Below are 20,444 nucleotides of genomic sequence, written 5' to 3' on the forward strand. Positions count from 1 at the left end.
AGAGCCCACTGGGGGAGCGGACCTGCTCGCGATGGCGGTCTGTCTGTCACAGCGATGCTGGAGGTGACGCCTTCATCGAGGGCAGGCTCGCTCCTTCAGGGTCATTGCGCCAATTGGCGGCGCAGTTCGGCCAGCACCGGCGCGGTGTCGGGGCGCACCCCGCGCCACAGGAAAAACGCTTCCGCCGCCTGCTCGGCGAGCATCCCCAGCCCGTCCATGACCACCCCGGCGCCGTGTTCGCTGGCCCAGCGGCAGAACGCGGTGGGTTCCTTGCCGTACATCATGTCGTAGCACAGGGTCTTGCCCGGCTCGATCAGGCTCGGGGCGATCGGCGGCACGTCGCCGGTGAGGCTGGCCGAGGTGGCGTTGATGATCACGTCCACCGGCTCCTGCAGCCAGTCGAAACCGCTGGCCGACACCGGCCCGAGATCGCAGAACAGTTCGGCCAGCAACTCGGCCTTGTCCACCGTGCGGTTGGCGATGATCACCGACGCCGGCCGCTCGGCCAGCAACGGCTCCAGCGCGCCGCGCACCGCGCCGCCGGCCCCCAGCAGCAGGATGCGTTTGCCGGTCAGGCTGAAACCGGCATTGACCGTCAGGTCGCGCACCAGCCCGGCGCCGTCGGTGTTGTCGCCCAGCAGGCTGCCGTCGGCCTGCCGGCTCAGGGTGTTCACCGCACCGGCCCGTTGCGCGCGGGCGGTCAGGCTGTCGGCCAGGCGATAGGCCTCTTCCTTGAACGGTACGGTGACGTTGGCGCCGCGTCCTTCCCGGAAGAACGCCGTGGCGCAGTCGCTGAAGCCGTCCAGCGGCGCCAGCAGGGTGCTGTAGTCAAGCTGCTGGCCGGTCTGCCCGGCGAACAGCGAGTGGATCATCGGCGATTTGCTGTGGCCGATCGGGTTGCCGAAAACGACGTAACGGTCCATCGACACTCCTCAGGCCTGAGCCAGCCAGTCGCGGTCTTGCAGGAAGTAGTCGGTCAGGCGCGCCTCTTCGCTGCCCGGCTCGGCTTTCCAGTCGTAGGCCCAGCGCACCTGTGGCGGCAGCGACATCAGGATCGATTCGGTGCGCCCGCCCGACTGCAGGCCGAACAGGGTGCCGCGGTCGTACACCAGGTTGAACTCGACGTAGCGCCCGCGGCGGAATTCCTGGAACTCACGCTGCTTGGCGGTGAACGCCTCGTGCTTGCGGCGCTGGACGATCGGCAGGTAGGCGTCGATGTAGGCATCGCCGATGGCGCGCATGAAGGCGAAGCTGGTGTCGAAGTCCCACTCGTTCAGGTCATCGAAGAACAGGCCGCCGATGCCGCGCGGCTCGTGGCGGTGCTTGATGTGGAAGTAGGTGTCGCACCAGGCCTTGTAGCGCGGGTAGACGTCCGGGCCGAACGGCGCGCAGGCCTGGGCGGCGATGCGGTGCCAGTGGACGCAGTCTTCTTCGTTGCCGTAGTACGGGGTCAGGTCGAAGCCGCCGCCGAACCACCAGACCGGTTCTTCGCCTTCCTTTTCGGCGATGAAGAAGCGCACGTTGGCGTGGGACGTCGGCACGTGCGGATTGTGCGGATGGATCACCAGCGACACGCCCAGGGCCTCGAAGCCGCGTCCGGCCAGCTCCGGCCGGTGGGCGCTGGCCGACGGCGGCAGGCCGCTGCCGAAGACGTGGGAAAAGTTGACGCCGCCCTTTTCGATCACCGTGCCGTTCTCGATCACCCGGGTGCGACCGCCGCCGCCGGCCGGACGGGACCAGGCGTCTTCGACGAAGCGCGTGCCGCCGTCTTCGGTCTCCAGCGCGGCGCAGATGCGGTCTTGCAGGTCGAGCAGATACGCCTTTACGGCGTCGGTGCGGGTCGTCATGGCATCACCTTGGATCGGGCAAAACTGCGCGCGGCCCCCGCAAACAAGGGGCGCCGCGCAAATGGGCGCACAGCATACCATCGCAGGCGAGCCTGCCGCAGTTGACGAAGATCAAGCTTGGGGGTTCGATAGCAGGCTTCCCGAATGTCTCAAGGAGCAGGCAGATGGCCAAGCGTATCCAGTTCCGCGCCCACGGCGGCCCCGACGTGCTCGAATACGTCGACTACTCGCCCGTCGAGCCCGGCCCGCAGCAGGTCCGCGTGAGCAACAAGGCCATCGGCCTGAACTTCATCGACACCTACTACCGCAGCGGTCTGTATTCGCCGCCGTCCCTGCCGTCTGGGCTCGGCGCCGAAGGCGCGGGCATCGTCGAGGCGGTGGGCAGCGCGGTGACCCGGTTCAAGGTCGGCGACCGCGTGGCCTACGGCAGCGGCCCGCTGGGGGCCTACAGTGACGTGCATGTGCTGCCCGAAGCCAACCTGGTGCACCTGCCGGACGCCATCGGTTTCGAGACCGCCGCCGGCGTGATGCTCAAGGGCCTGACCGTGCAGTACCTGCTGCGCCAGACCTACGAGCTCAAGGGCGGCGAAACCATTCTGTTCCACGCGGCGGCCGGCGGCGTCGGCCTGCTCGCCTGCCAGTGGGCCAAGGCCTTGGGCGTGAAGCTGATCGGCACCGTCAGCTCCAAGGAAAAGGCTGAACTGGCCAAGGCCAACGGTGCCTGGGCGACCATCGACTACAGCCACGAGAACGTCGCGCAACGGGTGCTGGAACTGACCGACGGGAAGAAGGTTCCGGTGGTGTACGACGGCGTCGGCAAGGACACCTGGCCGGCCTCGCTCGACAGCGTGGCCCCGCGCGGGCTGGTGGTGAGCTTCGGCAATGCGTCCGGCGCGGTGGAGGGGGTCAACCTGGGGATCCTCGCGGCCAAAGGTTCGCTGTACGTGACCCGCCCGACCCTGGCGACCTACGCCAACAACGCCGAGAACCTGCAGCGCATGGCCGACGAGCTGTTCGGGATGATCGCCGCCGGCAAGCTCAAGGTGGAGATCGGCCAACGCTATCCATTGGCGGACGCCGCCAAGGCGCAGACCGACCTGGCGGCGCGCCGCACCACCGGCTCGACCATCCTGTTGCCCTGAAGCCAGCCTGCTGGCGATGGCGGTGCAGCCTGTCTCAGGCCGGGCGCACCACGTTGCCGGTCGCCAGGTCGCGGATCAGGCTCGGGTTCTTGCGCCCGCCGAGCATGCCGCCGAGCACCAGGTCGACCTGGCCGCGGAAATACTGCTCGACCCGCAGCCGGGTGCGCGCCGCCGGACGCCCCTGGGGGTTGGCCGACGTCGACACCAGCGGCCCCACCAGCGCGCACAGGTCACGCACCTGCGGATGATCGCTGACCCGCAGCGCCACGGTGTCATGCACGCCGGTGATCCACTCGGGCAGCAGGTTCTGGTGCGGCACCAGCCAGGTGTTGGGCCCGGGCCAGGTGGCGGCCATGCGGTCGATCCACTCCTGCGGGAAGTCTTCGAACAGGAAGTCGAACTGACGGATGTTGTCGGCGACCAGGATCAGCCCCTTGTCCGCCGACCGGTTCTTGATCGCCAGCAGCCGATCCACCGCCTCCTCGTTCCACGGGTCGCACCCCAGCCCCCAGACGGCTTCGGTTGGGTAGGCAATCACCGCCCCGGCGCGAATCTCTCGTGCGGCTTGCTGCACACGCCAACTGTTGACCATGAAACACTCTCCGCAAACAGGTTTCGCGCAGTTTACCGATCTTCCCCGTAAAACCCAGCCTCCCGAGCGTCAGCTCACCCGCGCCAGCCAGCGGCCGCTTTCGCACACGGCGCGGCCGTCCATCTCCAGCTCGGTCAGCGCCGCCAGCACTTTGGGCAGCGCCCAGCCGCAGCTTTCGGCCAGGGCTTCGCTGGTGTGCGGCGCGGCATGCAGCAGCCGCAGCAACGGGTGATCGGCCGGCGACGGGGCTGTGGACAACGGCACGCGCTGCCAGCCGCGCAGGGCTTCGAGGATGTGCTCGATGGTCTCCACCAGCGCCGCGCCGTCGCGGATCAGCTGATGGCAGCCCCGGGCGCCGGGATGATGGATCGAACCAGGTATCGCAAAGACCTCGCGCCCCTGTTCCGCCGCCAGCCGGGCGGTGATCAGCGAACCGCTGGCCACGCTGGCCTCGACCACCAGCACGCCGAGCGCCAGGCCGCTGATGATCCGGTTGCGCCGGGGAAAGTTGCTGGCGACGGGGCCGGTGTCCAGCGGAAACTCCGACACCACTGCGCTGCCGGAGGCGATCATCGCGTCGGCCAGCCGTCGGTTGCGCTGTGGATAAAAATTTTCCAGCCCCGTGCCCAAGACGCCGACGGTGCGCCCGCCGACGTCCACGGCGGCCTGGTGCGCCGCCGCGTCGATGCCCAACGCCAACCCGCTGGTGATGACGAACCCGGCCCCGGCCAGGCTGCGCGAGAACGCGGCGGCGCTGTCCATTCCAGGGCGCGACGCGCGGCGGCTGCCGACCATCGCCAGTTGCGGCCTCTCCAGGATCTGCGGGTCGCCGGCCACGAACAGCAGCGGCGGCGGATCGGCAATCTGCGCCAGCAGCGCCGGGTAATCGGGCTGGCCCCACATCAGCACATGCCGGTCCGGCCGCTCTAGCCAGCGCAATGCGTGGCTGGCGCCATCGCGCACCTGCGGACAACGCCGGGCCTCGGCGCAGGTCGCCGGCAACCCCAGCGCCCGCCAGGCGCTGGCCGGAGCGCTGATGGCCTTGGACGCCGAGCCGAAGGCTTCGAGCAGTTTGGCGAAACGTTTGGGACCGATGTCCGGCATACGGTGGAGGCGCAGACGCGCCTCCAGTTCCGCCGGGGAAACCGGCGTACAGGCAGACAGTTGCATGGATCATCCTTGACCGTCGGGCGTCCCGAACCATTCGGGACAAGCTGTGGATAACTCTGTTGGTAACTTGTGAAGCCAACTAAGGGTTGCGCACCTTGTCCAGCACCGCCAACGAGCGCGTGGCGTTCAGCACCAGGCCGTAACTGAGCTTGTCGTAGGTGCGGAACACCATCAGCAGGCCGGCGCGCTCGTCCGGGATCTTCAGCGGCTGGCCGGTGATCCGGTCGCGCACGGTTTCCCCGGTCTTCATCACCACCAGCACGTTGCCTTCGGCCAGGCCGTCGCGCTTGCCCTTGTTCAGCGTCACCACGTCCATGGCGCCGATCTGGGTGACGCCCCGCGGCACGTCGATGATCAGGCCGTTGATGTCGGTCTGCGGCGCGCTGGGCATGAAGGTCGAGTTGATCGAGCGCTCCTCGCCGCTGAACAGACGGTCACCCAGGCGCACTTCCTGGGTGGTGCGCTGCAGGGCGAGGGTGGCCACGTCGCCTTCGGTGGCGATGATCTCGCCGCCGCCGACGTCATCGGCGTTGATCCCCAGGAACTCCTTGCTCTGCGGGTCGGTGTAGACCTTGCCCTGGCGGAAGATCCCGTACACCGGCCGGCTCATGTCGAAGCGGCCGCGGGCGAAGATCCGGTCGCCGGTGCCGCTGAGCACCCGTTCGGCATCGCCGGCGACGATGTACGGCGCCTTGTCGAAATCCTCGACCTTGTCGACGATCCGGTTGCTGAGCAGGAAGCTGTTGATGGACTTGAGCGGAATGCTCGGGATGGCCTCGGCCACCGGGCTGCTGCGCACCCGCGGCGACAGCTTGATGGTGCCGCGCGAGGCGCCGCGGTTGAGGGTCAGGCGCGGCTGGCCGTTGACGTAGTCGAGCGTCAGCGTGTCGCCCGGGTAGATCAGGTTGGGGTTTTCGATCTGCGGGTTGGCGTGCCACAGCTGCGGCCATTGCCAGGGCTCGCGCAGGTATTTGCCGGAGATGTCCCAGAGGGTGTCCCCCGAAACCACCGTGTATTGCCGTGGAAAACCTTCCTTGAGCTGCACTTGCCCGTGCGCGGCGCCGGCCGAGGCCAGAAGCAGCAGGGCGAACAGTGTTTTCCTCATGCGGTGAATCCCTTTATCATGTGCATTCGCGTGAATCGTCAGAGCCCCCGTGGCTCGCCCCGGCCTGCACTGCAAAAGCCAGGGGCTACGCTTCACAACGGTAGCCTGCATCCTCGGACCCGCCAGGCCATCGACCCGACTTTACCTCACACGTGCAGCAATCAAGCCTATGGCCATTTTGAACATCCTCGAATTTCCGGACCCGCGCCTGCGCACTATCGCCAAACCCGTGGCCGTAGTGGACGACGAAGTGCGTCAACTGGTCGATGACATGTTTGAAACAATGTATGAAGCGCCGGGCATCGGCCTCGCCGCGACCCAGGTCAACGTGCACAAGCGTATCGTCGTGATGGACCTTTCCGAAGACCGCACCGAGCCCCGGGTGTTCATCAACCCCGAGTTCGAGCCGCTGACCGACGAAATGGATCAGTACCAGGAAGGCTGCCTGTCGGTGCCGGGCTTCTACGAAAACGTCGACCGCCCGCAGAAGGTCAAGATCAAGGCCCTGGACCGCGAAGGCCAGCCTTACGAACTGATCGCCGAAGGCCTGCTCGCGGTGTGCATCCAGCACGAATGCGACCACCTCAACGGCAAGCTGTTCGTCGATTACCTGTCCACGCTCAAACGCGACCGCATCAAGAAGAAGCTGGAAAAGCTCCACCGCCAGAACGCTTGATGCCCTCCTTCAAAGGCTTGCTGCGGCAAGCCTTTTTCTTTTTCAAGACGCTTTGCACTTAGAGACCCCCGAATGACTGAGCCACTGCGCATCGTTTTTGCCGGCACCCCGGAATTCGCCGCCGAACACCTCAAGGCCCTGCTGGCCAGCCCTTACGAGATCGTGGCGGTCTACACCCAACCGGACCGTCCGGCCGGCCGCGGGCAAAAACTGATGCCGAGCCCGGTCAAGCAGCTGGCTGTGGATAACCATATCCCGGTGCTGCAGCCGCCGACCCTGCGCAACGCCGACGCCCAGGCCGAACTGGCCGCCCTCAAGCCTGACCTGATGGTGGTGGTGGCCTACGGCCTGATCCTGCCGCAGGCGGTGCTGGACATCCCGCGTTTGGGCTGCATCAACAGCCACGCGTCCTTGCTGCCGCGCTGGCGCGGTGCGGCGCCGATCCAGCGCGCCGTGGAAGCGGGCGACGCCGAAAGCGGCGTGACCGTGATGCGCATGGAGGCCGGCCTGGACACCGGGCCGATGCTGCTGAAGGTCGTCACCCCGATCAGCGCCGACGACACCGGCGGCAGCCTGCACGACCGTCTCGCCGAAATGGGCCCGCCGGCCGTGGTGCAGGCGATCGCCGGCCTCGCCGCCGGGACGCTGGAAGGCGAGGTGCAGGACGACGGCCTCGCCACCTACGCCCACAAGCTGAACAAGGACGAGGCCCGCATCGACTGGCGCCGTCCGGCCATCGAACTGGAACGCCTGGTGCGCGCCTTCAACCCGTGGCCGATCACTCACAGCACCCTCGACGGCGAAGCGCTGAAAGTGCTGGCGGCCACCCTGGCCGACGGCAAGGGCGCCCCCGGCACCATCCTCGGCGCCAGCAAGGACGGCCTGATCGTCGCCTGCGGCGAGCAGGCGCTGTGCCTGACCCGCCTGCAACTGCCCGGCGGCAAGGCGCTGAACTTCAGCGACCTGTTCAACAGCCGCCGCGAGAAATTCGCCGTCGGCATCGTCCTCGGCGAAACGGCGGACACCCCATGAATCCACGTCTGGCAGCCGCCAAGGCCTTGGCCGCCGTCCTCAGCGGAAAAGCCTCGCTCAACAGTTCCCTGCCCACGCAACTGGACAAGGTCGAGGACCGCGACCGCGGCTTCACCCAGGATCTGGCGTTCGGCACCGCCCGTTGGCAGCCGCGGCTGTCGGCCCTGGCGGAAAAACTGCTGCAGAAGCCGTTCAAGGCCGCCGACGCCGACGTCGAGGCCCTGATGCTGGTAGGCCTCTACCAATTGCTCTACACCCGGGTGCCGGCCCACGCGGCCATCGGCGAAACCGTCGGCTGCGCCGACAAGCTGAAGAAGCCTTGGGCCAAAGGCCTGCTCAACGCCGTGCTGCGCCGGGCGCAACGGGAAAGCGAAGCGCTGTTCGCCGAACTGGCCCGGGACCCGGTGGTGCGCACCGCCCACCCGCGCTGGCTGCAGAAATCCCTGAAGGCCTTCTGGCCCGAGCAGTGGGAAGCGATCTGCGAGGCCAACAACGCGCACCCGCCGATGATCCTGCGGGTCAACCGCCGCCATCACAGCCGCGACGCCTACCTCGCGCTGCTGACCGACGCCGGGATCGCCGCGCAACCGTGCGCCTTCAGCCGCGACGGCATCGTGCTTGAGGCCGCCGCCGACGTGCGCAGCCTGCCGGGCTTCGCCGAGGGCTGGATCAGCGTCCAGGATGAAGCCGCGCAACTGGCCGCCGACCTGCTGGACCTGGCGCCGGGCCAACGGGTGCTGGACGCCTGCTGCGCCCCCGGCGGCAAGACCTGCCATATCCTCGAAGCCGAACCGGCGCTGGCCGGCGTGGTGGCGGTGGACCTGGAAGCCAAGCGGCTGGTGCGGGTGAAGGAAAACCTCGAACGCCTCGGCCTGAGCGCCGAACTGATCGCCGCCGACGGCCGCGACACCGCCGCCTGGTGGGACGGCAAGCCGTTCCAGCGGATCCTGCTCGACGCGCCGTGCTCGGCCACTGGCGTGATCCGCCGCCATCCGGACATCAAGCTCACCCGCCAAGCCGAGGACATCGCCGCCCTCGCGCAACTGCAGGGCGAGCTGCTCGACACGATGTGGAAAACCCTGGAGGTGGGCGGCATCCTGCTCTACGCCACCTGCTCGACCTTGCCCACCGAGAACACCGAGGTCATCGCCGCGTTCCTTGAGCGCACCCCGGGCGCCCGGGAGCTGGACCTGGCCACGGCGGCCGGCATCAGGCAGCCCCACGGCCGTCAATTGCTGGCCCAGCAAGGCGGACACGACGGGTTCTACTACGCCAAGCTGATCAAGATCGCTGCCGCGCGCGGCTAAACGGATTCAACGGAGTGACTGGATGAAGATCATCATCCTCGGCGCGGGGCAGGTCGGCGGCACGCTGGCCGAACACCTGGCCAGCGAAGCCAACGACATCACCGTGGTCGACACCGACGGCGAGCGCTTGCGCGATCTCGGCGACCGCCTCGACATCCGCACCGTGCAGGGCCGCGGCTCGCTGCCCACCGTGCTGCGCCAGGCCGGCGCGGACGACGCCGACATGCTGGTGGCGGTGACCAACAGCGACGAGACCAACATGGTCGCCTGCCAGGTCGCCCACACCCTGTTCCACACCCCGACCAAGATCGCCCGGGTGCGCGAGGCCGCCTACCTGACCCGCGAGGAGCAGCTGTTCCAGAACGAAGCGATTCCGGTGGACGTGCTGATCAGCCCCGAGCAGGTGGTCACCAACTACATCAAGCGCCTGATCCAGCACCCGGGCGCATTGCAGGTGATCGACTTCGCCGAAGGCCAGGCCCAGCTGGTGGCCGTGCGCGCCTACTACGGCGGGCCGCTGGTGGGCCAGCAGCTGCGCCAGTTGCGCGAGCACATGCCGAACGTCGAGACCCGGGTCGCCGCGATCTTCCGCCGCGACCGGCCGATCCTGCCCCAGGGCGACACGGTGATCGAGGCCGACGACGAAGTCTTCTTCATCGCCGCCCGGGAGGACATCCGCGCGGTGATGAGCGAAATGCGCCGCCTCGACGAAACCTACAAGCGCATCGTCATCGCCGGCGGCGGGCAGATCGGCGAACGGCTGGCCGAAGCCATCGAAAGCCGCTATCAGGTGAAGATCATCGAGATGAACCCGGCGCGCTGCCGCTACCTCTCCGACACCCTCGACAGCACCGTGGTGCTGCAGGGCAGCGCTTCGGACCGCGACCTGCTGCTGGAAGAGAACATCGCCGACGCCGACATCTTCCTGGCCCTGACCAACGACGACGAGGCCAACATCATGTCGTCGCTGCTGGCCAAGCGCCTCGGGGCGAAGAAGGTGATGACGATCATCAACAACCCGGCCTATGTGGACCTGATCCAGGGCGGCGACATCGACATCGCCATCAGCCCGCAGCTGGCGACCATCGGCACCCTGCTGGCCCACGTGCGCCGCGGCGACATCGTCAGCGTGCATTCGCTGCGCCGGGGCGCGGCGGAGGCCATCGAGGCGGTGGCCCACGGCGACGCGAAGTCGAGCAAGGTCATCGGCAAGGCCATCGAACACATCGCCCTGCCGCCGGGCACCACCATCGGCGCGATCATCCGCGACGAAGAAGTGATCATCGCCCACGACGACACGGTTATTCAGGCCGGCGACCATGTGATCCTGTTCCTTGTGGACAAAAAGCACATCCGCGATGTGGAGAAGCTGTTCCATGTGGGGTTGAGCTTCTTCTGAGGCTTGCGGCGCTTGCTCCGGCCCCTGCTCGCGATAGCGGTCTGTCTGAGCCCGACCGACAACTGACACAACCGGAAAAGGAGTCCACCGATGATCGAATCCCTGGAGAAAATGCTCGCCAAGGGTGTGGATAACGCACTGCTGCGCTTCGGCCTGGGCAAGGGCTACCTGGATCTGGGGGAGAACGCCAAGGCGGCGGAGCATCTGCAGCGCTGCGTGACGTTCGATCCGAAGTATTCGGCGGCGTGGAAGCTGCTGGGCAAGGCGCAGCTCGCGGCGGGCTCGCCCGATGCCGCGCGCCAGGCCTGGGAGCAAGGCCTGGAGGCCGCCCGCGCCCACGGCGACAAGCAGGCGGAAAAGGAAATGACGGTGTTCCTCAAGAAGCTCGACCGCCAGCCCCGCTGATCCCGTGACGCTACAGGTAACGCAGGCCGATGCCTTCGGCGTCCACCGTCACCACTTCCATCCGCACCCGCGGCGCGCCTGTGGGCAAGTCCTGGACCTGGCCGTACACCACGGCGCCCTTGGGCAACGACGCCAGGCGCGGATGCTCGACGTACACCCCGGTCGTGGATAGGTTGCGGGTCTGGCCCAGGCATTCGCCGAAGCTTTCGTGAGTGATCTTGATGCGAAACGATTTGCGGTGTTCGGACATCTGCTGCGCCCTTGAATGAACGGTTGTGGATAACCTTGCCCAAGAAGGTTATCCACAGATCGTGCCAATCGACTCAATACCAGCGGGCCTCACCCGGCGGACGTTTCTTGAAGCGTTTCATGCTCCACATGTACTGGCTGGGGTAGGCCGCGACGTAACGCTCGACCACCTGGCTCATGGCCGCGCAGGACACCTCGGTGTCGGTGCTGTACATGGCTTCGGGCGCGGCTTCGAGGATCACCTTGTAGCCGGAGCCGTCGGGCAGCCGCAGGGCGTGCAGGAACACGCCGACCGCCTTGCCGCCGGCCAGCATGTTCGGCACGAACTTGCTGGTCAGGGCCTGGGTGGCGAAGAACGGCACGAAGATCCCGGCGGATTCGGCCGGTTCCGGGTCGGCAGGGATGCCCACTGCACCGCCTTTGCGCACTTCCTTGATGACGCTGAGGATGCCTTCCTTGGTGGAGGCGGCGACACGGTTGCCCAACTGCACCCGCTGCTTGCGCAGCAATTCGTCCACCGCCTTGAGCTTCGGCGGGCGGTAGAAGATGATCGGTTTGCACTGGCTGCAGTAGAAGTGGTTGAGCACTTCCCAGTTGCCCAGGTGGCTGGTGATGCCGACCACGCCCTTGCCGGACGCCAAGGCGTCCTTGAGGATGTCCAGGCCTTCGACTTCGCGCACCAGTTCGATGGAGCGCCGGGCCGGCCAGATCCAGGCGCAGGCGCTTTCGGTCAGGGACTTGCCGATGTCCTTCAGGCTCTGGCCGACCAGGCGCTCGCGCTCGGCCGGATCCATCGCGGGAAAACACTTGGCCAGGTTGATCCGCACCACGTCGCGGGAGCGGTTGGGGGTTTTCCACATGATCCAGCCGATCGCCGAACCCACGGCCTGCACGGCCCGCCACGGAAGCAGGGCAAACAGCCGCAGAGCGCCTACCAGCAAGGCGCCTTTAAACTTATCCACAGGTCACTCCTGATCTTGTGCTGTGCGCGAGGCGGCCATTCTAACCGGCGTTGACGAGCTGCGCGTAGCGGTCGCAGTCCCGGGTGTGGTCCATGACCATGCCCGAGGCCTGCAACAGCGCGTAGCAGATGGTCGGGCCGACGAAGGTGAAGCCGGCCTTCTTCAGGCCTTTGCTCATGGCCTCGGCCTGCGGGGTGATGGCCGGGACTTCGCTGCGGTCCTGGAAATGGTTGACCACCGGCTCGTTGCCGACGAACGACCAGAGGAACCCCGCCGGATCCTCCAGCGCCAGCCAGGCCCGGGCGTTGCGCCGGGCGGCCTCAAGCTTGAGGCGGTTGCGGATGATGCCCGGATCGAGCATCAGCTCGGCGATGTACGCGTCGCTCATCTGCGCCACCCGCTGCGCGTCGAAGCCGAACAGCACCTGGCGGTAGCGTTCGCGCTTGCGCAGCACGGTGATCCACGACAGCCCGGCCTGGAACCCTTCGAGCAAAAGCAACTCGAACAATCCCTGCGCCTCGCGCAGCGGCGTTCCCCACTCCTGATCGTGGTAAGCCATGTACAGCGGATCTTCGGTGCACCAAAAGCAGCGTGGCATAAGGCTCCAGGGGGTGGTGGCGCGACTGAATCGGGTATACTCCCGCTCTTTAAATCGCAGCCCAAGAAACAGGTGAATTTCGTGAGCCAGCCTACGCCAGCCGTGCGTACCTTCCAAGACTTGATCCTCGCGCTCCAGCAGTACTGGGCCGAGCAAGGTTGTGTGGTACTTCAGCCCTACGATATGGAAGTAGGCGCCGGCACTTTCCACACCGCTACATTCCTGCGCGCCATCGGTCCCGAAACCTGGAACGCCGCCTACGTGCAGCCAAGCCGCCGCCCGACTGACGGCCGCTACGGCGAGAACCCGAACCGCCTGCAGCACTACTACCAGTTCCAGGTGGTGCTGAAGCCGAACCCGGAAAACTTCCAGGAGCTGTACCTGGGCTCCCTCAAGCACGTGGGCCTCGACCCGCTGGTGCACGACATCCGTTTCGTCGAAGACAACTGGGAATCGCCGACCCTCGGCGCCTGGGGCCTGGGCTGGGAAGTCTGGCTCAACGGCATGGAAGTGACCCAGTTCACCTACTTCCAGCAGGCGGGCGGCATCGAGTGCTACCCGGTGACCGGCGAAATCACCTACGGCCTTGAGCGCCTGGCCATGTACCTGCAAGGCGTGGACTCGGTCTACGACCTGGTCTGGGCCGACGGCCCGTTCGGCAAGGTGACCTACGGCGACGTGTTCCACCAGAACGAGGTGGAACAGTCCACCTACAACTTCGAGCACGCCAACGTCGACAAGCTGTTCGAACTGTTCGACTTCTACGAAAGCGAAGCCAAGCGCCTGATCGAACTCGACCAGCCGCTGCCGCTGCCGAGCTACGAAATGGTGCTGAAGGCTTCGCACACCTTCAACCTGCTGGATGCGCGCCGGGCGATCTCGGTGACCGCGCGTCAGCAATACATCCTGCGCGTGCGCACCCTGGCGCGTTCCGTCGCCCAAGCCTACCTGCTGGCCCGCGCCAAGCTGGGCTTCCCGATGGCGACCCCGGATCTGCGTGACGAAGTACTGGCCAAGCTGGAGGCTGCACAATGAGTGCTCAAGATTTTCTGGTTGAACTGGGCACCGAAGAACTGCCACCCAAAGCCCTGAACACCCTGGCCGAAGCGTTTTTGGCCGGCATCGAGAAAGGCCTGCAGGCCGCCGGCCTGAACTACCGGGGCAAGGCCGTCTACGCTGCGCCGCGCCGTTTGGCCGTGCTGATTTCCGCGCTGGACACCCAGCAGCCGGATCGCAGCATCAATCTCGACGGCCCGCCGCGCCAGGCCGCCTTCGACGCCGAAGGCAATCCGACCCAGGCCGCCCTGGGCTTCGCCAAGAAGTGCGGCGTGGAGCTGAGCGAAATCGACCAGAGCGGTCCGAAGCTGCGCTACAGCCAGAACATCGCCGGCAAGCCGACCGCCAGCCTGCTGCCGACCATCGTCGAAGACTCGCTGAACGACCTGCCGATCCCCAAACGCATGCGTTGGGCTGCGCGCAAGGAAGAGTTCGTGCGTCCGACCCAATGGCTGGTGATGCTGCTCGGCGACCAGGTCATCGACTGCACCATCCTGGCCCAGAAGGCCGGCCGTGAGTCCCGCGGCCACCGTTTCCACCACCCGGAAAACGTGCGCATCGGCTCGCCGTCGAGCTACCTGGCCGACCTGCGCGCCGCCTACGTGCTGGCCGACGCCAACGAGCGCCGCGAGATCATCAGCAAGCGCACCGAAGAGCTGGCCACCCGCCAGGAAGGCACCGCGATCGTGCCGCCGGCGCTGCTCGACGAAGTGACCGCGCTGGTCGAATGGCCGGTGCCGCTGGTGTGCTCGTTCGAGGAGCGTTTCCTCGATGTGCCGCAAGAAGCCCTGATCACCACCATGCAGGACAACCAGAAGTACTTCTGCCTGCTGGACGCCGACGGCAAGCTGCTGCCGCGCTTCATCACCGTGGCCAACATCGAGAGCACCGATGCGCAGCAGATCATCGCCGGCAACGAGAAAGTGGTTCGCCCGCGCCTGACCGACGCCGAGTTCTTCTTCAAGCAGGACAAGAAGCAGAAGCTCGAAGCGTTCAACGACCGTCTGCAGAACGTGGTTTTCCAGGAAAAGCTCGGCAGCGTCTACGACAAGGCCGAACGCGTTTCCAAGCTGGCGGCCTACATCGCTGCGCGCATCGGCGGCAACGCGTCGTGGGCGGCCCGCGCAGGCTTGCTGTCCAAATGCGACCTGGCCACCGAAATGGTCGGCGAGTTCCCGGAAATGCAAGGCGTGGCCGGCTACTACTACGCCCTCAATGACGGCGAGCCGCAAGACGTCGCCCTGGCGCTGAACGAGCAGTACATGCCGCGCGGCGCCGGCGCCGAACTGCCGGCCACCCTGACCGGTGCAGCCGTGGCAATCGCCGACAAGCTCGACACCCTGGTCGGCATCTTCGGCATCGGCATGCTGCCGACCGGCAGCAAGGACCCGTATGCCCTGCGCCGTGCGGCCCTGGGCGTGCTGCGGATTCTGATCGAGAAGCAACTGGACCTGGACCTGAACGATGCCGTGGCCTTCGCGGTGAACGGCTTCGGCGCCAAGGTCAAGGCGGCAGGGCTGGCCGACTCGGTGCTGGAGTTCATCTTCGACCGTCTGCGTGCCCGTTACGAAGACGAAGGCGTGGATGTCGCCACCTACCTGTCGGTGCGTGCCCTGAAGCCGGGTTCGGCGCTGGACTTCGACCAGCGCGTGCAAGCGGTGCAGTCCTTCCGCAAACTGCCGGAAGCGGCGGCGCTGGCGGCGGTGAACAAACGTGTGTCGAACCTGCTGAGCAAGGTGGAAGGCTCGGTGCCGACCGTGGTCGAGGCCAAGTACTTCGACAACGCCAACGAGTTCTCCCTGTACTCCGCCATCCAGCAGGCCGACCAGGCCGTGCAGCCGATGGCCGCTTCGCGCCAGTACAGCGAATCGCTGGCGCGCCTGGCCGCCCTGCGCGAGCCGGTGGACGCGTTCTTCGAGGCCGTGATGGTCAATGCCGACGACGCCAACGTACGGGCCAACCGCTACGCGCTGCTGGCGCGCCTGCGTAACCTGTTCCTCGGCGTCGCCGACATTTCGCTGCTGGGTTGAGGTATTGCCGTTGAAACTGCTGATTCTCGATCGGGACGGAGTGATCAATTACGACTCCGACGCTTACATCAAGTCGGTGGAGGAGTGGATTCCGTTGCCCGGCTCGATCGAAGCGATCGCGCAGTTGAGCAAGGCCGGCTGGACGGTGGCGGTGGCCACCAACCAGTCGGGCATTGCCCGCGGCTACTACGACCTCGCCACCCTGGAGGCCATGCACGCGCGCCTGCGCGCGCTCGTGGCCGAGCAGGGCGGCGAAGTCGGGCTGATCGTGCATTGCCCGCACGGGCCGGACGAGGGCTGCGATTGCCGCAAACCCAAACCCGGCATGCTCAAGGCCGTTGCGCAGCATTACGGCGTGCCCCTGGCCGGCGTGTGGTTCGTGGGCGACAGCCTTGGTGACCTGGAGGCCGCCAAAGCCGTCGATTCACAGCCTGTTCTGGTGAAGACCGGAAAGGGCGAAAAGACCCAAGCCAAAAACTTGCCGGTCGGCACCTTGATTTTTGACGATCTGGCGGCGATTGCCGCAGAACTTATCCACAACTAGAGTGCTTCTGACGTTCCTGACCAAGGATTGATCGGGAGTGCGCTTGAACAGTCGGGCATCGCCCGTAACGGTAAACGTCGCCATGTCGATACTGCAGGCCATCAGAATTGCTCTCTTTTACCTGCTGCTGGGCACCAGTTCCCTGCTGTGGTGCAGCCTGAGCTTTTTCATCGCGCCCTTTCTGCCGTTCAAGGCGCGCTATCGCTTCATCAACGTGTACTGGTGCCGCTGCGCCTTGTGGCTGAGCAAGGTATTCCTCGGCATCCGCTACGAAGTCAAAGGCGCGGAAAACGTGCCTGACCGGCCCTGCGTGATTCAGTCGAACCACCAGAGCACCTGGGAGACGTTCTTTCTCTCCGCCTATTTCCAGCCCTTGAGCCAGGTGCTCAAGCGCGAACTGCTGTACGTGCCGTTCTTCGGCTGGGCGATGGCCATGCTGCGCCCCATCGCCATCGACCGCGACAACCCGAAAGCCGCGCTCAAGCATGTGGCGGCCAAGGGCGACGAACTGCTCAAGGACAACGTGTGGGTACTGATCTTCCCTGAAGGCACCCGCGTTCCCTACGGCACCATGGGCAAGTTCTCACGGGGCGGTTCTGCCCTGGCGGTGAACGCGTCGCTGCCGGTGCTGCCGGTCGCCCACAACGCCGGCAAGTTCTGGCCCAAGACCGGCTGGGGCAAGAAACAGGGCGTCATCACCGTGGTCATCGGTCAGCCGATGTACGCCGAAGGCGCAGGACCTCGGGCCATCGCCGAGCTGAACGACCGGGTCCAGGCCTGGAACGAGCAGGCCCAACGGGATATGGGCTCGCTGCCGCCGGCGCCTGTCGCCAATGGTGAGGCCACGGTCTGAGATTTTGTGGATAACCTGTGTACGAGTTCGTTGAAAAGTGGCGGATTCAAGTTTTAACTGGTTGATTTACTTATATATTTCCCAAGCTCATAAAACCCCGGAAATGGTGCATAAGTTTTTCCGGGCGCAAAGGAACCGGCTGATATAGCCGGTTTTTTTATGCGTGCTCTTCCGCCAACAGCGGCAGCTCCAGACGGAACGTAGTGCCTTGACCGACCACGCTCAGGCACTCGATCCGCCCGCCGTGGTGATCCACCACCGCCTTGACCATCGAAAGCCCCAACCCGACGCCGTCGATGCCCTGGGCAGAGGAAAAACGCCGGTACTGGCTGAACAGTTCAGGCAGTTCCCCGGCGGCGATGCCCTTGCCCTGATCCGTCAGTTCGATGCACAACCAGTCTTCGTGACAACGGATCCGCAGGCGCACTGCCGTTCCCGGATCGCTGTACTTGATCGCGTTCTCCAGCAAGTTGAACAGGGCCCGGGTCAGCAGGCCCTGATCGGCCATGACCAAGCGCTCCTGGGCAGGCTCGTCTATGTCGTGAAGCAATTCGATGCGCTTTTGCTGGGCGATGGGCAGGGCCTGATCCAGCACGTCCAGCACCAGCATCGCGAACAGGCTCGGCTGGAACTGATAGGCCTGGGATTCGGCGCGGGCCAGCAGCACGAAGCCATCGGTGAGATCCAGCGCCCGCCGCACCTGGCGCTCGATCTGCTCGAACAAGGGCGAGTCCGCGCCGGCCTGGTGCCGGTGCACGTCCAGCAGGGCGAGGATCGCCGAATGCGGGGCGCGCAGATCGTGGGAGAGAAACCGCAACAGCACGCTGCGCTGCTCTTCCGCCGCACGCTCGGCGCTGAGGTCAGTCAGGCTCAGCAGCCAGCCGATCGGCATGTCGCCGTCCACCGGCAGCAACGCCGCCCGTTCCAGCCGCAGGCTGCGTTCCTTGCGGTCGCGGAACTCCAGCAGGGGCAGGGCAGACAGCAGCGGGCGTGGCACTTGGTCCAGCTCCGGGTAGCCGAGGCGGGCCAGTTGATCGAGCACGTCGTCCCCCACCAGGTCGCTGCCGAACAGGTTCCGCGCATTGCGGTTGCCCAGCAGAATCTGGCCATGAGGATCGCTGATCAGGGTGGCCACCGGCAGGTATTCCAGGCCATCGGCAATGAAACGTCGGGTATCGCGGGTGCGGCTCATGGCCTGTTCCAGCGCCATGATCTGCCCCTGCAGACGGTCGGCGCCCTGAAACCGGGCGCGGCGGCGCTCAGGGAACACCTTCGGTTCGCTGTCCAGTCGCGCCAGCTCCCAGCCGAAGTACGTCAGCACCACGCTCAGGCGCCGCCAGTTCCAGATCAGATAACCGAACAGCATGCCCAGCACCGCCGGCGTCGGCGACCACCAATGGCGCAGTTCCGCCAGCCCGACGCTGGCCAGCAGCGCGCAGGCCATGCCGATCAAGGTCAGCCACAGCGCCAGGCGCGGACGCCACAGCAGCAAGCCCAGCACGCTCGTCACCAGCGCCACCGACAGCAGCGCGCCCATGACGGGCGAGGGGTCATCCAGGTTGATTTGCGAACGCCACGACAGCAGCGCAGTCAGCGGCAATAGCACTAGACTTATCCACAACCACTCACGCACCAGTCGCCGAAACAGCCTCTGCACTTGGCTCGGCACCCGACTTTCATGCCGGCGCGGGTTATTCATGGGGAACGGGGCAGGGCGGGTTGAATGGTTTCATCGGCCAAAGGTCTGAGGGCGTGTCTGAATGATTTCAAGGAATCATAGCGGACGCCGGAACACCGGGCCGCCGACTTTTGCAGTCCCGACCCACCGCCCAACGAAAAGGAATGATCGCGTATGCGCGTTGCGATACTGGACGACGAACCGGCCGAACTGCGCCGGGTCGAGCAGACCCTGCAGCAAATGGCCGAGAACGGCGAACAGCCCTGGTCGCTGCACAGCTTCGAGAGGGGCGAAGAGCTGCTGCGGCAACTGCGCCGGGAAACCTTCGACCTGCTGATCCTCGACTGGCAACTGCCGGACCTCACCGGCCTGTCATTGCTGCGCTGGACCCGCGAGCACATGGAAGCGCCGCCGGCCGCCATCATGCTCACCAGCCGCGACGGCGAAAACGACATCGTCCAGGCGCTCAATGCCGGGGCCGACGACTACGTCAGCAAGCCGTTCCGTCCCAATGAACTGAAAGCCCGGGTGTCGGCCGTGCTGCGCCGCCACGCCCAACAACGCCCGGCCGCCGGCGAAGTGCTGCACTTCAACGATCTGGTGTTCGACGACGGCGAACTGACCGTCACCCGCGACGGCAGACCGATCGCCATGACCGAACGCGAATACCGCCTGGCCCGCTGCCTGTTCAGCAACCTCGGCCGGCCGCTGTCCCGGGACTACCTGTACGAACGCTTCTGGCCCCATGAGGAAATGTCGTCTTCACGACCGCTGGACACCCACATCTATCGCCTGCGCAACAAGCTGGGGCTGACGGCGGACCGGGGTTGGCAGTTATTGACGATCTATGGGTATGGGTATCGGTTGGAGAGTGTGGGGACTTAGTCACCAGTGCACCCGTGAGCATTCACTCTTCGGAGGAGTTGCCACGGAGCTTTTTCGCGGCTGCTTCGATTTGTTGGATGCTCTTTTTCGGTACGGGAAGTTCCTCAGGCATGGTTCCACCCAAGTCAGCGATGGTTTCCCGTACCTTTCTGCCAACCTCCAGATGCACCTGATTGGCCTGCTGCTTACCTTGCACCTTATCGCGACGCAGCTTTTCCTCAGCCTGGGTGGCACGGAACAGATTGGCGGCCAGTTCGGTCGACCCCATGTGATCCAGTATTCTCTGACTTTTTTTCAAACCTTTCCGCTGATGAATGGCCCTTTGATCGAGGCCGCCATAAAGCCCCTGATAACCATGATTCTGGAAGACAGCGAAATCGAGACCCGATTCGACCCCAGCCTGCTGCGCAGCTTCAACTAATTGCTTGTTGTGTTCTCGTAACTCGTTACGCAGCAGCAAACGCTTCTGATCATCCCTCAACGCCTGAAAGGAGGCATCGTCTGAGAGTTCTTGGCGTCTTGTCTGAACCGCGAAATAGGTCTGTCCCGCCGCGATGACAGATTTCGCAGGATCGCCATTCTGGACAGTCAGATAGCAGGCATAGCGAGAAAGGTGAAAATCCTTCAGCTCCCGCTGAGCCCCTGACCCTAAAGAAACCATTTTGGTGGTTTCAACAAAATGGTTGCCGACTGGATGATGACTGAGCTCGCAAGCCTGTACCGCTTTGCCGATGACGTTTTCGAAGTTCCGCCACTCCCGGTACTCCAAGAGGGGAGCAAGCTCTCGTGCAGACCAGTATTCCCCATCCTCATCGGATAGATGCCTGATCTCCTCAAAAGACTGGTGTTGCTCACTCAAAGGTCAATCCTCCCATGGAGAGCCGGAACAGACTCAGCTCAAAACTCACGTGAGA

Annotated in this window: 21 protein-coding genes; 11 read left to right on the forward strand and 10 right to left on the reverse strand. The window is 65.4% G+C overall.

The annotated features are described in order from the left end of the window. Window positions 1-101 precede the first annotated feature (101 nt). Both aroE and hemF read right to left on the reverse strand, forming a co-directional pair. Window positions 102-923, reverse strand: coding sequence for a shikimate dehydrogenase (gene aroE, locus CAG29_RS00455; protein WP_085638720.1), 822 nt, complete (start codon window positions 921-923; stop codon window positions 102-104). A 9-nt stretch (window positions 924-932) separates the two neighbouring features. Further along, a complete protein-coding gene (gene hemF, locus CAG29_RS00460; RefSeq protein WP_085579323.1) occupies window positions 933-1,847 on the reverse strand; it encodes an oxygen-dependent coproporphyrinogen oxidase in 915 nt (304 codons plus the stop codon). Window positions 1,848-2,011: 164 nt separating this feature from the next. Between hemF and CAG29_RS00465 the strand changes: the two genes are divergently transcribed. After that, window positions 2,012-2,989, forward strand: a complete 978-nt coding sequence (locus CAG29_RS00465) for an NADPH:quinone reductase (protein WP_085579321.1) — start codon at window positions 2,012-2,014, stop codon at window positions 2,987-2,989. 34 nt (window positions 2,990-3,023) lie between these two features. Here the strand turns inward: CAG29_RS00465 and CAG29_RS00470 are convergent, their stop codons facing one another. From CAG29_RS00470 to CAG29_RS00480, 3 genes are all read right to left on the reverse strand, one after another. Further along, window positions 3,024-3,581 carry an L-threonylcarbamoyladenylate synthase gene (locus CAG29_RS00470; RefSeq protein WP_085579318.1) on the reverse strand — a complete coding sequence of 186 codons (558 nt, stop codon included), beginning with the start codon at window positions 3,579-3,581 and terminating at the stop codon, window positions 3,024-3,026. Window positions 3,582-3,650: 69 nt separating this feature from the next. Further along, window positions 3,651-4,751, reverse strand: a complete 1,101-nt coding sequence (gene dprA, locus CAG29_RS00475) for a DNA-processing protein DprA (RefSeq protein ID WP_085579316.1) — start codon at window positions 4,749-4,751, stop codon at window positions 3,651-3,653. 79 nt (window positions 4,752-4,830) lie between these two features. Next, on the reverse strand, window positions 4,831-5,856 hold the full coding sequence (locus tag CAG29_RS00480; RefSeq protein WP_085638717.1) for a LysM peptidoglycan-binding domain-containing protein: 1,026 nt from the start codon (window positions 5,854-5,856) through the stop codon (window positions 4,831-4,833). 169 nt (window positions 5,857-6,025) lie between these two features. On the opposite strand from CAG29_RS00480, the gene def reads away from it, so the two are divergent. The 5 genes from def to CAG29_RS00505 all read left to right on the forward strand — a co-directional run bounded on the left by def (window position 6,026) and on the right by CAG29_RS00505 (window position 10,675). Further along, complete coding sequence (gene def, locus CAG29_RS00485) at window positions 6,026-6,532, forward strand: peptide deformylase (RefSeq protein WP_085579312.1); 507 nt, start codon at window positions 6,026-6,028, stop codon at window positions 6,530-6,532. A 72-nt stretch (window positions 6,533-6,604) separates the two neighbouring features. Further along, window positions 6,605-7,564: a methionyl-tRNA formyltransferase gene (fmt, locus tag CAG29_RS00490; protein WP_085579310.1), complete on the forward strand. Its 960-nt coding sequence runs from the start codon at window positions 6,605-6,607 to the stop codon at window positions 7,562-7,564. Continuing rightward, on the forward strand, window positions 7,561-8,871 hold the full coding sequence (gene rsmB, locus CAG29_RS00495; RefSeq protein WP_085693746.1) for a 16S rRNA (cytosine(967)-C(5))-methyltransferase RsmB: 1,311 nt from the start codon (window positions 7,561-7,563) through the stop codon (window positions 8,869-8,871). The genes fmt and rsmB overlap by 4 nt, the downstream gene beginning before the upstream one ends. A 22-nt stretch (window positions 8,872-8,893) precedes the next feature. Then, window positions 8,894-10,270, forward strand: a complete 1,377-nt coding sequence (gene trkA / locus CAG29_RS00500) for a Trk system potassium transporter TrkA (protein WP_085579306.1) — start codon at window positions 8,894-8,896, stop codon at window positions 10,268-10,270. A 90-nt stretch (window positions 10,271-10,360) separates the two neighbouring features. Further along, window positions 10,361-10,675: a tetratricopeptide repeat protein gene (locus CAG29_RS00505; protein WP_085579304.1), complete on the forward strand. Its 315-nt coding sequence runs from the start codon at window positions 10,361-10,363 to the stop codon at window positions 10,673-10,675. Between the two features lie 10 nt (window positions 10,676-10,685). Here CAG29_RS00505 and CAG29_RS00510 read toward each other — a convergent pair whose 3' ends face one another. The 3 genes from CAG29_RS00510 to CAG29_RS00520 all read right to left on the reverse strand — a co-directional run bounded on the left by CAG29_RS00510 (window position 10,686) and on the right by CAG29_RS00520 (window position 12,484). Then, complete coding sequence (locus CAG29_RS00510) at window positions 10,686-10,925, reverse strand: PilZ domain-containing protein (RefSeq protein WP_085579302.1); 240 nt, start codon at window positions 10,923-10,925, stop codon at window positions 10,686-10,688. Window positions 10,926-10,998: 73 nt separating this feature from the next. Then, window positions 10,999-11,886, reverse strand: a complete 888-nt coding sequence (locus tag CAG29_RS00515; RefSeq protein ID WP_085579300.1) for a lysophospholipid acyltransferase — start codon at window positions 11,884-11,886, stop codon at window positions 10,999-11,001. A gap of 40 nt (window positions 11,887-11,926) precedes the next feature. After that, window positions 11,927-12,484, reverse strand: coding sequence for a DNA-3-methyladenine glycosylase I (locus tag CAG29_RS00520; RefSeq protein ID WP_085693747.1), 558 nt, complete (start codon window positions 12,482-12,484; stop codon window positions 11,927-11,929). Between the two features lie 81 nt (window positions 12,485-12,565). Here CAG29_RS00520 and glyQ point away from each other — a divergent pair, with 81 nt between their 5' ends. From glyQ to CAG29_RS00540, 4 genes are all read left to right on the forward strand, one after another. Next, on the forward strand, window positions 12,566-13,519 hold the full coding sequence (gene glyQ / locus CAG29_RS00525) for a glycine--tRNA ligase subunit alpha (protein WP_022641565.1): 954 nt from the start codon (window positions 12,566-12,568) through the stop codon (window positions 13,517-13,519). Further along, window positions 13,516-15,570: a glycine--tRNA ligase subunit beta gene (gene glyS / locus CAG29_RS00530; protein WP_085579296.1), complete on the forward strand. Its 2,055-nt coding sequence runs from the start codon at window positions 13,516-13,518 to the stop codon at window positions 15,568-15,570. Before glyQ ends, glyS begins: the two co-directional genes overlap by 4 nt. 4 nt (window positions 15,571-15,574) lie before the next feature. Then, window positions 15,575-16,114, forward strand: a complete 540-nt coding sequence (gene gmhB, locus CAG29_RS00535; RefSeq protein WP_170929991.1) for a D-glycero-beta-D-manno-heptose 1,7-bisphosphate 7-phosphatase — start codon at window positions 15,575-15,577, stop codon at window positions 16,112-16,114. Between the two features lie 82 nt (window positions 16,115-16,196). Further along, window positions 16,197-16,967 carry a 1-acyl-sn-glycerol-3-phosphate acyltransferase gene (locus CAG29_RS00540; protein WP_085579292.1) on the forward strand — a complete coding sequence of 257 codons (771 nt, stop codon included), beginning with the start codon at window positions 16,197-16,199 and terminating at the stop codon, window positions 16,965-16,967. A gap of 157 nt (window positions 16,968-17,124) precedes the next feature. Here CAG29_RS00540 and CAG29_RS00545 read toward each other — a convergent pair whose 3' ends face one another. Then, on the reverse strand, window positions 17,125-18,666 hold the full coding sequence (locus CAG29_RS00545; protein ID WP_085579290.1) for a HAMP domain-containing sensor histidine kinase: 1,542 nt from the start codon (window positions 18,664-18,666) through the stop codon (window positions 17,125-17,127). Between the two features lie 153 nt (window positions 18,667-18,819). Between CAG29_RS00545 and CAG29_RS00550 the strand changes: the two genes are divergently transcribed. Continuing rightward, window positions 18,820-19,530, forward strand: coding sequence for a response regulator transcription factor (locus CAG29_RS00550; protein ID WP_085579288.1), 711 nt, complete (start codon window positions 18,820-18,822; stop codon window positions 19,528-19,530). A gap of 22 nt (window positions 19,531-19,552) precedes the next feature. On the opposite strand, the gene dinD is transcribed toward CAG29_RS00550, so the two are convergent. Next, window positions 19,553-20,389, reverse strand: coding sequence for a DNA damage-inducible protein D (gene dinD / locus CAG29_RS00555; RefSeq protein WP_085579286.1), 837 nt, complete (start codon window positions 20,387-20,389; stop codon window positions 19,553-19,555). Window positions 20,390-20,444: the final 55 nt, after the last annotated feature.

The organism is Pseudomonas sp. B7(2017) (assembly GCF_002112745.1).
Taxonomy (GTDB): Bacteria; Pseudomonadota; Gammaproteobacteria; order Pseudomonadales; family Pseudomonadaceae; genus Aquipseudomonas; species Aquipseudomonas ekonensis.